The organism is Dorea chungnamensis (assembly GCF_039832125.1).
Taxonomy (GTDB): Bacteria; Bacillota; Clostridia; order Lachnospirales; family Lachnospiraceae; genus JAFBIX01.
The window spans coordinates 39,074-50,920 of sequence record NZ_JBDOHT010000011.1; the positions used below are offsets into that span (position 1 = coordinate 39,074).

General features: G+C 39.3%; 15 protein-coding genes, 2 tRNA genes and 1 pseudogene. 15 read left to right on the forward strand and 3 right to left on the reverse strand.

Translation table 11 applies throughout. The annotated features are described in order from the left end of the window. Nucleotides 1–14: 14 nt before the first annotated feature. The 5 genes from dapF to ABE613_RS10560 all read left to right on the forward strand — a co-directional run bounded on the left by dapF (nucleotide 15) and on the right by ABE613_RS10560 (nucleotide 3,716). On the forward strand, nucleotides 15–860 hold the full coding sequence (gene dapF / locus ABE613_RS10540; protein ID WP_235232672.1) for a diaminopimelate epimerase: 846 nt from the start codon (nucleotides 15–17) through the stop codon (nucleotides 858–860). A gap of 43 nt (nucleotides 861–903) precedes the next feature. Continuing rightward, a complete protein-coding gene (locus ABE613_RS10545) occupies nucleotides 904–2,118 on the forward strand; it encodes an LL-diaminopimelate aminotransferase (protein ID WP_347376339.1) in 1,215 nt (404 codons plus the stop codon). A gap of 246 nt (nucleotides 2,119–2,364) precedes the next feature. Beyond that, nucleotides 2,365–2,435, forward strand: a tRNA-Gln gene (locus ABE613_RS10550). A gap of 52 nt (nucleotides 2,436–2,487) precedes the next feature. Beyond that, nucleotides 2,488–2,561 (forward strand) — tRNA-Pro (locus ABE613_RS10555). Nucleotides 2,562–2,846: 285 nt separating this feature from the next. Then, nucleotides 2,847–3,716 carry a magnesium transporter CorA family protein gene (locus ABE613_RS10560; protein ID WP_347376340.1) on the forward strand — a complete coding sequence of 290 codons (870 nt, stop codon included), beginning with the start codon at nucleotides 2,847–2,849 and terminating at the stop codon, nucleotides 3,714–3,716. Nucleotides 3,717–3,858: 142 nt separating this feature from the next. Here ABE613_RS10560 and ABE613_RS10565 read toward each other — a convergent pair whose 3' ends face one another. Next, the gene (locus tag ABE613_RS10565) at nucleotides 3,859–4,392 is read right to left on the reverse strand and encodes an HdeD family acid-resistance protein (protein ID WP_235232669.1); all 534 of its coding nucleotides are present in this window, start codon (nucleotides 4,390–4,392) and stop codon (nucleotides 3,859–3,861) included. 72 nt (nucleotides 4,393–4,464) lie between these two features. Further along, nucleotides 4,465–4,905 (reverse strand): Hsp20/alpha crystallin family protein, encoded by a 441-nt coding sequence (locus ABE613_RS10570; RefSeq protein WP_347376341.1) that lies wholly within the window; start codon nucleotides 4,903–4,905, stop codon nucleotides 4,465–4,467. 267 nt (nucleotides 4,906–5,172) lie between these two features. Here ABE613_RS10570 and ABE613_RS10575 point away from each other — a divergent pair, with 267 nt between their 5' ends. The 7 genes and pseudogenes from ABE613_RS10575 to ABE613_RS15195 all read left to right on the forward strand — a co-directional run. After that, the gene (locus ABE613_RS10575; protein ID WP_235232667.1) at nucleotides 5,173–5,577 is read left to right on the forward strand and encodes a DUF4118 domain-containing protein; all 405 of its coding nucleotides are present in this window, start codon (nucleotides 5,173–5,175) and stop codon (nucleotides 5,575–5,577) included. Then, nucleotides 5,541–6,665, forward strand: coding sequence for a sensor histidine kinase (locus ABE613_RS10580; RefSeq protein ID WP_347376342.1), 1,125 nt, complete (start codon nucleotides 5,541–5,543; stop codon nucleotides 6,663–6,665). The genes ABE613_RS10575 and ABE613_RS10580 overlap by 37 nt, the downstream gene beginning before the upstream one ends. Continuing rightward, nucleotides 6,652–7,407 (forward strand): response regulator transcription factor, encoded by a 756-nt coding sequence (locus ABE613_RS10585; protein ID WP_347376343.1) that lies wholly within the window; start codon nucleotides 6,652–6,654, stop codon nucleotides 7,405–7,407. Before ABE613_RS10580 ends, ABE613_RS10585 begins: the two co-directional genes overlap by 14 nt. After that, nucleotides 7,391–8,308, forward strand: a complete 918-nt coding sequence (locus ABE613_RS10590) for a DMT family transporter (protein ID WP_347376344.1) — start codon at nucleotides 7,391–7,393, stop codon at nucleotides 8,306–8,308. The genes ABE613_RS10585 and ABE613_RS10590 overlap by 17 nt, the downstream gene beginning before the upstream one ends. Beyond that, nucleotides 8,309–8,680 (forward strand): sensor histidine kinase, encoded by a 372-nt coding sequence (locus ABE613_RS10595; RefSeq protein WP_331473093.1) that lies wholly within the window; start codon nucleotides 8,309–8,311, stop codon nucleotides 8,678–8,680. Then, nucleotides 8,673–9,374, forward strand: coding sequence for a response regulator (locus ABE613_RS10600; protein WP_347376345.1), 702 nt, complete (start codon nucleotides 8,673–8,675; stop codon nucleotides 9,372–9,374). Before ABE613_RS10595 ends, ABE613_RS10600 begins: the two co-directional genes overlap by 8 nt. Nucleotides 9,375–9,503: 129 nt before the next feature. Continuing rightward, nucleotides 9,504–9,572: pseudogene (locus tag ABE613_RS15195) on the forward strand (ATPase); the annotation flags it as partial. A gap of 314 nt (nucleotides 9,573–9,886) precedes the next feature. Here ABE613_RS15195 and ABE613_RS10605 read toward each other — a convergent pair. Continuing rightward, nucleotides 9,887–10,210 carry a hypothetical protein gene (locus tag ABE613_RS10605; protein ID WP_347376346.1) on the reverse strand — a complete coding sequence of 108 codons (324 nt, stop codon included), beginning with the start codon at nucleotides 10,208–10,210 and terminating at the stop codon, nucleotides 9,887–9,889. Between the two features lie 180 nt (nucleotides 10,211–10,390). Here ABE613_RS10605 and ABE613_RS10610 point away from each other — a divergent pair, with 180 nt between their 5' ends. The 3 genes from ABE613_RS10610 (at nucleotide 10,391) to ABE613_RS10620 (ending at nucleotide 11,846) form a co-directional block, all read left to right on the forward strand. Beyond that, nucleotides 10,391–10,888 (forward strand): ribonuclease domain-containing protein, encoded by a 498-nt coding sequence (locus ABE613_RS10610; protein WP_347376347.1) that lies wholly within the window; start codon nucleotides 10,391–10,393, stop codon nucleotides 10,886–10,888. A 4-nt stretch (nucleotides 10,889–10,892) separates the two neighbouring features. After that, nucleotides 10,893–11,141 (forward strand): barstar family protein, encoded by a 249-nt coding sequence (locus ABE613_RS10615; RefSeq protein ID WP_347376348.1) that lies wholly within the window; start codon nucleotides 10,893–10,895, stop codon nucleotides 11,139–11,141. 144 nt (nucleotides 11,142–11,285) lie between these two features. Beyond that, nucleotides 11,286–11,846 carry a hypothetical protein gene (locus ABE613_RS10620; RefSeq protein ID WP_347376349.1) on the forward strand — a complete coding sequence of 187 codons (561 nt, stop codon included), beginning with the start codon at nucleotides 11,286–11,288 and terminating at the stop codon, nucleotides 11,844–11,846. Nucleotide 11,847: the final 1 nt, after the last annotated feature.

Sequence of the window (11,847 nt, forward strand, 5' to 3'; positions counted from 1 at the left end):
ATAAGGAGATTAATATGAAGTTTACAAAGATGCAGGGACTGGGAAATGATTATGTCTATGTAAATTGTTTCCGGGAAAAGATTGAGAATCCTCCGGAAGTTGCGAAGTATGTGAGTGACAGACATTTCGGAATCGGATCTGATGGATTGATTATGATAAACCCGTCAGAAGTGGCAGATTTTGAGATGGAGATGTATAACGCAGATGGTTCGAGGGGCGAGATGTGTGGTAACGGAATCCGCTGTGTTGCAAAATATGTATATGATTATGGACTTACAGATAAGACAAGTATCTCTGTAGAGACCCTTGGAGGTATTAAATATCTGGATCTCACAGTAAAAGATGGAAAAGTAGCGTTGGTCAAGGTCGATATGGGCAGACCGGAATTAAAACCGGAAAATATTCCAATTATTGCAGAGGGGAACCGTGTGGTCAACGAGCCAATCGTAGTAGATCAGATGGAATATCGGATGACAGGTGTATCCATGGGAAATCCGCATGCGGTGGTATATATGGACGATGTAAAAGGACTTGATATCGAAAAAATCGGACCAAAATTCGAGAATCATGAACGTTTTCCAAAGCGAATCAACACAGAATTTGCCAGAGTCATTGACAGACAGACGGTAGAAATGCGTGTGTGGGAGAGAGGTTCCGGAGAGACACTGGCATGTGGAACCGGAGCTTGTGCAGTGGCTGTATCCAGTATCTTAAATGGACTGACCGATCATAAAGTAACGATTCAGTTATTAGGTGGAGATCTGCAGATTGAATGGGATCAGGAAGCCGACAAGGTCTATATGACAGGACCTGCAGCAACCGTATTCGATGGAGAGATTGATATTTCTGGCATTCTATAGCTTAGAATCAATGTATATGAGAAAAAGAGAAGGAGAAAGAACAATGTTTAAAGTAAACGAAGATTATTTGAAATTACCAGGAAGTTATCTTTTTTCGACGATTGGTAAGAAAGTAGCAGCTTTTCAGGAGGCAAATCCAGATAAAAGTATTATACGTCTTGGAATCGGAGATGTAACTCAGCCTTTGGCACCTGCGATCATTGATGCTTTACACAGTGCGGTAGATGAGATGGCGCATGCTGAGACTTTCCATGGATATGCACCGGATCTTGGATACGAATTCTTAAGAAGCGCTATGGCAAAAAATGATTATCAGGATAGAGGCTGTGATATTAAGGCAGATGAGATCTTTATCTCCGATGGAGCAAAATGTGATTCTGGTAATATCCAGGAAATTTTTGCAAAAGACAACAAGATTGCTGTATGTGACCCAGTATATCCAGTATATGTAGATACAAATGTAATGGCTGGACGTACAGGTACTTATGATGCAAAGACAGAGACCTGGAGCAATGTCATCTACATGCCATGTACCAAAGAGACGAACTTTGCACCGGAACTTCCAAAAGAGACACCGGATATCATCTATCTGTGCTTCCCGAATAATCCAACAGGATCAACGATTACCAAAGATCAGTTGCAGGAATGGGTTGATTATGCCAATAAAGTTGGTGCAGTTATCATCTACGATGCAGCTTATGAAGCATATATTTCCGAAGAAAATGTTCCACACAGTATCTACGAGTGTGAAGGTGCAAGAACCTGTGCGATCGAGCTTAGAAGTTTCTCGAAGAATGCAGGATTTACAGGAGTAAGACTTGGCGCAACCGTTATTCCAAAAGACGTAAAGAGTGGAGATGTGATGTTGCATTCTCTGTGGGCAAGACGTCACGGCACAAAATATAATGGAGCTCCATACATCGTACAGAAAGCCGGAGAGGCAGTATACTCAGAAGCCGGAAAAGCCCAGTTAAAAGAGCAGGTCGCTTATTATATGAAGAATGCAAAGACAATCTATGAAGGATTAAAAGGAGCTGGTTATAACGTATCTGGTGGTGTCAATGCACCATATATCTGGCTGCAGACTCCAGATGGAATGACCTCCTGGGAATTCTTTGATTATCTGCTGGAAAAAGCAAATGTAGTAGGTACTCCTGGATCAGGATTCGGTCCAAGCGGAGAAGGATACTTCAGACTGACTGCATTTGGTTCTTATGAGAATACCGTAGCAGCAATTGAGAGAATTAAGAGGATCTAGGGCGAGAAAGTCTGCAGGCTGAGAAGTCACAGCGTTAGGATGGCTCAGGATGCTTGAATGTCCGGTGCTTATCCTAACACCTGACATTCTCAAACTGTAGGAAGTTCTCGTGTGGGGAGTGCGCGCAGTGGTTTTTAGGTCGAGGAAAAAAATCGAGAAAAATGAAAAAAAGTTGAAAAAAATAAAAAAAGGGGTTGCTTTTTTTGAAAAACTTGGTATAATATAACATGTTCGCTGGAAACACATTGCGGATTGGTGTAATGGCAGCACAGCAGACTCTGACTCTGTTAGTAGAGGTTCGAGTCCTCTATCCGTAGTTCCTTGGCAGGGGCGCCGGATGTCTTCTTGTAAGATGTCCGGTTCTTTTATCGGAGTGTGGCTCAGCTTGGTAGAGCGCTACGTTCGGGACGTAGAGGTCGCGTGTTCGAATCACGTCACTCCGACTGGGACTCATGAATACCACAAAGCTTGGATTATAGGCTTTGTGGTGTTTTTTTATTCTAAATTATTTCTTGGAAAAATCAAAAAAATCATTTCTTTTCTCTTGGTACTAAAAAAGTACTAAAAATTTTATAAGAATGTATTTGGGCATCTGAATGCGATATAAATATGTCTGATGTTGCTATTTGGTTATTGTGCTTGTGACAGTTCCTGCCAATTCGTATTTGCATTTCATAAAAATAAAGAGTATCCTGATTTACTAGAGAAGAATAAAGGAAGAAAGGAGTATGAGAGATTCTATGAAGAAGTTGCAGTTCCTTACGATCATAAAGGAAGATGAATTTCGAGAATTGAAGAAGGATTTTCCGCATGATAAAGAATTATTACACAGTATCAGATCAATCCGATACTGCAAAGCAGAAGTGTATCAGGATTGTATTCTGGGAACTTTGCGAGTACCGAAAAAAAATGAAAAACGTACATCTCAGATTTCCTGTGGATTTTACATGACAGATAAAGAACTTTTTTTAATTGAGTGCAATGGGGATCTGAAACACTGGATAGAGAAAAAAGAAGAACAGTTTCAGCAGTTGAAATCGCCGGATCAGTTTCTTCTTAAGATGATGGAAGTGATGATTGAAAATGATCTTTTGTATCTGTTACATTTAGAAAAAGAGATTGAAAAGATGGAAGACCAGCTCATAAAAAATGTTCCGGATGATTTCTTTACAGTACTTACAAGGTATCGTCAAAGACTTTCGGAGTTGGATGCCTATTATGAGCAACTTACTGTGATTGGTGATCTGCTCCAGTCTCAAGATGGAATTTCTATCATCTGTAATACAGAACAGTGGAATCGTTATGCACTTCGTACAGAACGGCTGCAAAACCATGTACAGTTGCTTCGGGAGAATATACTACAGTTACGGGAATTGTACCAATCTCAGCAAGATGCACAGCAGAATAAGATTATGTGTATTCTGACGGTTGTCACAACGTTATTCCTTCCTTTGACACTTTTGACTGGATGGTATGGTATGAATTTTGTAAATATGCCAGAGCTGCAGTGGAAATACGGATATGTTGCAGTGATTTCAATTGCAGTAATAACAATTATTCTGGAACTTATTTATTTTAAAAAGAAAAAATTGTTGTAGGATAAGATTATCCGTAGAGAGTAAGAGAATTGTTTTTGAAATTAGGTATTCGTTAAAAAAGGCTGCACACAATTTTGTATGCAGCCGAATCTATATGAAGAGGTGCCTTTTTCCTCCTTGGCAATGTTATTTTTGTTATATTTTACATCCAGAAGCGATTGGAAAAGCATCCACGCATAACAGATACAATACCCTGTAGGATCAAGAAAAATCCGATTACCCAGGCCATAGCTGCAATACTTGCAAATGGATGTGTGAATGACAGAAAACCAATCACAGTCAGCAGGATTCCAAGTACTGTAAACCAGCCCCAGCCCTTTACTCCCAGTTTTTGAAGGTCGAAAGAATTAACCAGTTTGGTGATACCTGAAAAAATCAGCCACATTCCTAAAATAAAGGAAATAGTCATTGCTGTAAACCATCCATTTCCCAAAATGAATAAAGACATCAGTATGGTCAGAATGCCGTCAGCAAGAAACCAGCCAGAGCCTGCCATATAATCATGACCGGCTGCAAATATCACAATATCTATAATGCCGGAAAACATCATGGCAACTCCAAAGATAATGGGAAGACCATAAAGAATTTCTCCAGGATTCCTCAAACATCCGATCCCGATTATAATCAGAAAAATTCCGGCTAAAATCCATAATACTCTTGATGTCGTTTTACTCATATCAAAAACCTCTTTCCTGCTTGTATTTAGCTTTTAAAACAGGCAGGGGTTTTATTCCCTGCCCGTTTGAGATTAACCTTCGATGGCAATATAATGTGAGTTGTTTTCTACTGCCTTCTGCTCTTTTGGAACAGTAAAGGAAAGAATACCATTTTCAAATTTCGGATGGATGTCTTCTCTCTGAACATTATTTCCTACATAAAAGCTTCTGCTTACATTTCCGGCATAACGCTCGCGGCGGATATATTTTCCTTCCTTATCTTTTTCGTCTTTATCCAGACCTTTTGCCGCACTTACGGTTATGTAACCATTTTCAAGCTGAATCTGAATCTCGTCTTTCTTAAATCCCGGAAGATCAATGGCCACTTCGTAAGTGTTGTCTTTTTCCTTCACATCGGTCTTCATGATATGGGGAGCATGTTTCCCATACAATTTTTTATCGATGTCCGGGAAAGCAAAATCATCCAAAAAATCATCAAATAAACTTTCTCCAAAAATACTAGGCATTAACATAAGTCATATCTCCTTTCATGACATAAACTAAAGTTTGCACTATCGGAGAAACCCGAAGTGTTGATTTATGAATATCAGGAAGAGAAATCAGTTCCTCTTCCTTTGTTCTACGTGTAATATAACACACGGATTAGCACTCGTCAATAGAGAGTGCTAATAATTCTGTGAAGATTTTGTGAACTTGAATGCCATGTTTCATGGGATTGAAAAACAGCCTGTGTGTGCTTTACTTAATGGGGAAAATACGATAATAAAGAGGCGATTGTAATGAGTAAAACAAAAGAAGTACTGTTGAGTCTGTTAAAACTGGCGGCAGTTGTCTTTGTAGCTACCATACTTGGAAAGATATTTACAGGACTGGGATTTCCAGAGACTAACATTGTAGTGATGTATCTTTTGGCTGTTCTTTTGGTTGCAAGATTTACATCAGGATATCAGTATGGGATTTTATCAGCGGTAGTTTCATTACTATGTTATAATTATTTTTTTACAGAACCCTATCATACGCTTGCTGTAAATGATCCGGAGTATCTGGTTACTTTTTCAATCATGCTGACAACTTCCATTCTTACGAGTGCCCTGACAACAAAAGAAAAACTTTTAATGAAAGAGGAAAAGAAAGCCAGATTTTATATATGCTCTCCAGTAAACTGTCGGATGCTTCAGATATAGAAGCAGTTCTGAAAATCGCTGCAGAAAGTATCAGCCATCTTCTTCAGATAAATGTTGGATGTATTTATATTGGAAGACAGTCTGCACCGATCTACATTCAGCAGTCAGGAAAAGAACAGATTCACAGAGGATTGCCGGATGCAGAAGAGATTCGGAAGAAATATACAGATCTTCGGACAGAATATCTGGAAGAAGAGGACACTTATGGATATCCGGTTAATGGGAGGGAACATTTGCTGGCAGTGATAAAAATTGATAAAACTGTGAATGCGGAACAGCTGCAGGAAAAGAAAAAGCTGTTGCATTCTATCATAGAAAATGTCTCCATGGCGATGGAACGTATTGAAGTAACGGTAGAAAGAGTGCGTGACAGAGAAAATATGGAACGGGAAAGAGAACGGGCGAATCTTCTGCGTGCGATTTCCCATGATCTTCGGACGCCGTTATCAGGCATTATGGGAACTTCGGAAATGCTGATGGATATGACAGACAAAGAAGACAGACGTCAGGAACTGCTTCAAGGTATTTATCAGGATGCCGACTGGCTGAAATCTTTAGTAGAAAATATCTTAAGTCTGACCAGACTGCAGGATGGTAAAATTGTGATACATAAGGAAATGGAAGCAATCGAAGAAGTGATTGGATGTGCGGTTGCTCATGTGGAACGAATTCTCCCGGATCGTGCGATACAGGTAGAGATACCGGAAGAGTTTCGGTTAGTGCCCATGGATGCAAAGCTGATTGAGCAGGTAATTACCAATCTGTTGGACAATGCAGTAAAACACACAAGACCGCAGGAAGCCATTACTGTTTCTGCCAGTTACACAGAAGATGAACTACTGGTTTCTGTCCGAGACGAAGGAGAGGGAATTGCAGAAGCAGATGTTTCTAATTTGTTTAAAATATTTTATACGTCTAAAACCCGTTCGGCTGATGTGAAAAGAGGAATCGGGCTGGGGCTTACAATCTGTGAAACGGTGATAAATGCCCATGGAGGAACAATTACCGGACGGAACCGGACGGATAGAAAGGGAGCAGAGTTTCTCTTTACATTACCGCTTACGGAAGGAGAAAGTGAAATTGTTTAAAGAAAAAATACTGATTATAGAAGATGATGTACAGATACAGAATTTTATGGTTTATACATTGGAAAATGCAGGTTTTTCTGTGGAAGGTGTAGTGAATGGGAAAGATGGCATCTCCTATATGGTAAGGAAAAATGCAGATCTGATCTTATTGGATCTGGGCCTTCCGGATATGGATGGAATGGAAGTACTCCATAAAATCCGGGAATGGTCAGAAGTTCCTATCATTATCGTTTCTGCAAGGGATCAGGATAAAGAAAAGGCTGCGGCTTTGGATGATGGCGCGGATGACTATCTGACGAAACCTTTTTCTGCAACAGAGCTGATGGCCAGAATCCGGGTGGCACTGCGGCATTACTATCGTATGAATCATTCGGAATCAGAGGAAAGACCTGATGATACCGTATATGTAAATGGAGATCTGAAACTGGATAATGGGGCGCATATTGCCTATAAGGATGACAAGGAGATTCATCTGACCCCTTTGGAATATCAGCTGTTGCTTTTATTTATGCAGAATCCGGGAAAGGTACTTACCTACCATACGATTTTACGGAAGATATGGGGAGAAGGATACGGGGAAGATACACAGGTACTTCGTTCTGTAATGGCTTCCACCCGAAGAAAAATCGGACGGAATCCGGCAAAACCGGAGTATATAGAGACGGAAATAGGAATCGGATACCGGATGCGAGAGCATGAAGCCGTAAAAAATGGAGATGAGGAAAATGGAACAAATATTTAGGAATAGTAAATATAAGTCCATATTGGCAATTTTTTGTGCTTTTGGATGGTCATTGGCTTATCCGCTTATAAAAATCGGGTATCAGGAATTTCAAATAGCTTCAGCTGATTTGGGAGGAAAAGTCTTATTTGCCGGAATAAGATTCTTTTTTGCAGGTATGCTGGTTTCGGCATTTTGCTGTTTGAGAAAAAAGAAACTGGAATTAGAAAATAAAAATGACTTATGGTGGCTGATTTTTCTTGCTATAGTAAATGTAACCCTTCATTATATGTTTGCATATATAGGGGTGGGATATAACCCGAGTGCAAGGTTTACCATTTTGGATTCTATGGGAGGTTTTTTCTTAATTATTCTCTCAACGATTATATTTTCTGATGACAAAGTATCATTTCCTAAAATGATTGGATGTGTATTAGGGATTGCGGGAATTGTAGCAATTAATATTCAACCGGGAGCGGATTTCTTTGAAAATATTACATCTAGAGGGGACGGAATGATTCTTCTAAATGCAGGTTGTGCAGCACTCGGTGGTGTCATAACACGAGTAGCTTCAAAGAAAATGAATATGATGCAGGCAACAGGACAAAGTATGATGATAGGAGGAGCATTGCTTCTGGCAATTGGCTTGATCATAGGGACAAATAGTCCCTGGTGTGTAAATGTGAAAGGAATGATTGTATTAATAGCGTTAATCATGATTTCAGCAGTTTGTTTTGCTATTTATAATGAGCTGCTTTCGTATCATCCGATTAGTAAGATAGCAATTTTTAATGCATTGATTCCTGTTTTAGGAGTAATATTCTCAGCATTACTACTTAAAGAAGAATTGAAATGGCAATATTTTATTGCTGTAATGATGGTTGCTTGTGGTATTTATCTTGTGAATAAAAAGAGACCATAGATGCAGCTCGTTAATGTGGACTCACGACTGATCCTTCAGGTAATTATCAATATTGTAGATAATGCAGTGAAGTATACTCCTCCAGGTGGAGAGATTGTGATATCTACAAAGAAAGAAAAAAGTTTTGTCCATGTGCAGATTGCAGATACTGGAAAGGGAATTTCGGATGAAGATAAACCGCATATTTTTGAAATGTTTTATACGGCAAATAATGAAATAACAGATTCGAAACGGAGTCTGGGTCTTGGGCTTGCTCTCTGTAAATCAATTATCAATGCACATGGAGGAAGAATAACGGTCTATGACAATAAACCGAAAGGTGCCGTTTTTGATTTTACGGTGCCTGCTGAGGAGGTAGAGATTCATGAATAATTCAAATATTCTGGTGGTAGAAGATGATTTTGCTATTCGCAGTCTGATTACCACCGCTCTTGAGACGGAAAATTATAAATATCATGTAGCAAAAAATGGGAAGCAAGCGATTATCGAGGTAACAACGCAGTCACCGGAACTGATTCTTTTGGATCTGGGACTTCCTGATATAGATGGGATTGATGTGATTAAGAAAATACGTTCTTGGTCTACTGTCCCAATTACTGTGATAAGTGCCAGAAGTGAAGATAAAGATAAAATTGATGCTCTGGATGTAGGGGCTGATGATTATATTACCAAGCCATTTTCAACAGCAGAACTTCTTGCCAGAATCAGAGGAAACTATCGAAGGATTCAGTACATACAAAATAATCAGCAGGGCGGAACTCCTGTCTTTCATAATGGTAGCTTAACAATTGATTATCAAATGCAGACAGTATATGTGAAAGAGGAAGAGATTCATGTGACTCCGATTGAATATAAAATTTTATGCCTGTTGGCGAAAAACCTTGGAAGAGTGCTGACCCATACCCATATCACGAAGGAAATATGGGGAAGTTCTCTGGAGGGAGACATTGCTTCACTCAGGGTTCATGTGGCAACTGTGAGGAAAAAAATAGAAAAGAAAGACATCTCTAATAAATGTATCCAGACACATATAGGGATTGGCTATTGTATGGTGAAGCAGGAGTAGTGTCTTTGGTTTTAAATAATAGGAAAGCATAGAGAGAGCGAAATGGTTGTATACGGTTATCACAGGACCAGCACAAAGGAGCAGATCCGAAAACTACAAGGAGTGGGATGATTATGAAAGACCTGCAGCAATCAGAGATACTATATTCAGGTTACTTATGATATGACCTCGGATGAAAAGCGGACTCAGGAGTTTAACCCTCATTGTCTTTTGAACATGGATAGCTTAGAATATTAACAATTATCCGTGGGATGGAAGGTGAGTATCGGGAAGGCCCGGTTTATGTTGGATTGATCGTAGAGGCGGTATATTATCCACCAGAAATGATTAATCAGGGACTATTGCCTGTTGCTATGAAACCGACAGGTAAATATCGGCAGTCCTTCAGGCAGTATGAAAAAAATGGAGATATATCTCTTATGGTATATGTGCTTTGTAAAAGTGAACTGGAATCCATTCAAAAAGTACAGCAGTTAATCCAAAAAAAGGATTGTTCTGTACGCCGATTTTCATTAAGAAAAGTTTATCAGTGCGTCCAGTACGCTGCTTTCTGCCTCAATCTGAGCCTTCAATTCAAAGATCAGGTGACATTGCTGACGAATGTCTGCGGAGCGTTCTTCGCATTGCTGCTTGATGTGGTTCAGACGATTACTATACAGCAATACGCTATGATCGGACCGGTCCTTGTCTTTTAACATAGCTTCTTCCAGAATGGCTTTCTGGTACATCTTTTCAACAGTCTCCAGCTGCTTCAGTAATTCTGGGATTTTTTTCAGATATTCATTATACACTTCTATGCGATGACATTCTTCCTGGCTGGTTAATAATAATTCCATAAGAACCTCCTGATTCATTTTTGATTTGATTATAGTATATCGAAAAGCATAATAGAAGACAAGACAGAGAACCCTGGCGATTATATGGAATGTCTGGTACAATAGTGAAACAGTAAGTTTTAAATTTCCATGGAAATGGATAATATATGCTGTAGAAATCTATAATATCAGGAGGCATTTATGAAGAAGAAAATTCAGTATATTGTAGGAATCATTTTCCTGATGCTTTGTCTTTTGACGGGGTGTGAAGGCCAGAGTGTTTCTACGGAAGATTCAACTTCCATACAGAGTCAACAAAGTGAGGAACCGTCAGAATTGCAGCTTTCTGTTGAGGAATCCGGTGAGTATACGTCGAAAGATGAAGTCGCTGCGTATCTATATGAATTTGGACATTTGCCGGATAATTTTATCACAAAAAAGGAAGCAAAAGCTCTTGGATGGGACAGTAAAGAAGGGAATCTGGATGAGGTTGCTCCGGGGAAAAGCATTGGCGGTGATTATTTTGGCAATTATGAGGAGGTGCTTCCAGAGGCAGATGGACGTACTTATCACGAATGTGATATTGACTATGAAGGCGGACATCGGAATGCAAAAAGGATTGTATATTCGGATGATGGACTAATCTATTATACAGAAGATCATTATGAAACTTTTGAACTGCTATATGGTGAGGAATAAAAAGATGAGAGTAATATTAGATGCCGAAAGAATGGAGGGCAGGGATGAGACATTTCTTTATCTGAGAGAACAGTTTCAGTTTCCTGAGTACTTTGGCAATAGTCTGGATGCACTGTATGACTGTCTGACAGAACTTCGAGACACAACGGTTGTAATTGAGAATGAAGCACGGGCAGGAGCGTGGTATAAAAAGGTCAGGCGAGTGATATCAGATGCCTGTCGGGAAAACATCTACTTAAAAGTAGAAAAATGATTGTAATTTTTGTCTAAAATTTATAAAAAAATTAATAAATTTTGCAAATTTGTCATCAAATACTTGCGAAAGACAGGCGGATTGTTATATTATAGTTAGAATAAATTCTTTTTATTAAGTATTAAAAAGAAAGGAAGTGAACTTATGGAATTACAGATTCAAGACTTAGTTTCGTCAATTCGAAAAGAAGGAATTGATGTGGCTAATGCAGAAGCAGAAGAAATTATTTTGGAAGCTAAGAAAAAAGCAGAAACAATTGTAGCAGATGCCAAGGCTGAAGCGAAGAGTGTTAAAGAGACTTCAGAGAAAGAAATCAGTATTCTTAAAGAAAGTGCTGCAATCAGTGCAGAGCAGGCAAAAAGAGATGCTATGCTTGCATTTAAAACTGAGGTGAAAGCTGAATTTGAAAAGATCCTTTCTGCAAAGATTAAGGATAATCTTTCAGGAGCTGCACTTGGTAAATTGATCCACGCTGTCGTAGTTGGGGAAGATGTACAGAATTATTCAGCTGAAGTTTCAGAAGTGAGTGACTCACTGAAATCAGAGCTTGCAGAAGAAATTAAGAATGGTCTTGAGATCAAACCAACAAAAGGCGTTCAGGCAGGATTCCGTCTGGCGGCAAAAGATGGTTCAGGTTACTTTGACTGTTCGGATGAAGAAATCATGCAGATGCTGATGCCATACTTCAGAAATCTTGATTTCTAGC

Excerpts from the sequence above, each read along its gene's own strand:
- dapF (WP_235232672.1), top strand. The coding sequence starts at position 15 with ATGAAGTTTACAAAGATGCAGGGACTGGGAAATGATTATGTCTATGTA.
- ABE613_RS10545 (WP_347376339.1), top strand. The coding sequence starts at position 904 with ATGTTTAAAGTAAACGAAGATTATTTGAAATTACCAGGAAGTTATCTT.
- ABE613_RS10560 (WP_347376340.1), top strand. The coding sequence starts at position 2,847 with ATGAGAGATTCTATGAAGAAGTTGCAGTTCCTTACGATCATAAAGGAA.
- ABE613_RS10565 (WP_235232669.1), bottom strand. The coding sequence starts at position 4,392 with ATGAGTAAAACGACATCAAGAGTATTATGGATTTTAGCCGGAATTTTT.
- ABE613_RS10570 (WP_347376341.1), bottom strand. The coding sequence starts at position 4,905 with ATGTTAATGCCTAGTATTTTTGGAGAAAGTTTATTTGATGATTTTTTG.
- ABE613_RS10575 (WP_235232667.1), top strand. The coding sequence starts at position 5,173 with ATGAGTAAAACAAAAGAAGTACTGTTGAGTCTGTTAAAACTGGCGGCA.
- ABE613_RS10580 (WP_347376342.1), top strand. The coding sequence starts at position 5,541 with ATGCTCTCCAGTAAACTGTCGGATGCTTCAGATATAGAAGCAGTTCTG.
- ABE613_RS10590 (WP_347376344.1), top strand. The coding sequence starts at position 7,391 with ATGGAACAAATATTTAGGAATAGTAAATATAAGTCCATATTGGCAATT.
- ABE613_RS10595 (WP_331473093.1), top strand. The coding sequence starts at position 8,309 with ATGCAGCTCGTTAATGTGGACTCACGACTGATCCTTCAGGTAATTATC.
- ABE613_RS10600 (WP_347376345.1), top strand. The coding sequence starts at position 8,673 with ATGAATAATTCAAATATTCTGGTGGTAGAAGATGATTTTGCTATTCGC.
- ABE613_RS10605 (WP_347376346.1), bottom strand. The coding sequence starts at position 10,210 with ATGGAATTATTATTAACCAGCCAGGAAGAATGTCATCGCATAGAAGTG.
- ABE613_RS10610 (WP_347376347.1), top strand. The coding sequence starts at position 10,391 with ATGAAGAAGAAAATTCAGTATATTGTAGGAATCATTTTCCTGATGCTT.
- ABE613_RS10615 (WP_347376348.1), top strand. The coding sequence starts at position 10,893 with ATGAGAGTAATATTAGATGCCGAAAGAATGGAGGGCAGGGATGAGACA.
- ABE613_RS10620 (WP_347376349.1), top strand. The coding sequence starts at position 11,286 with ATGGAATTACAGATTCAAGACTTAGTTTCGTCAATTCGAAAAGAAGGA.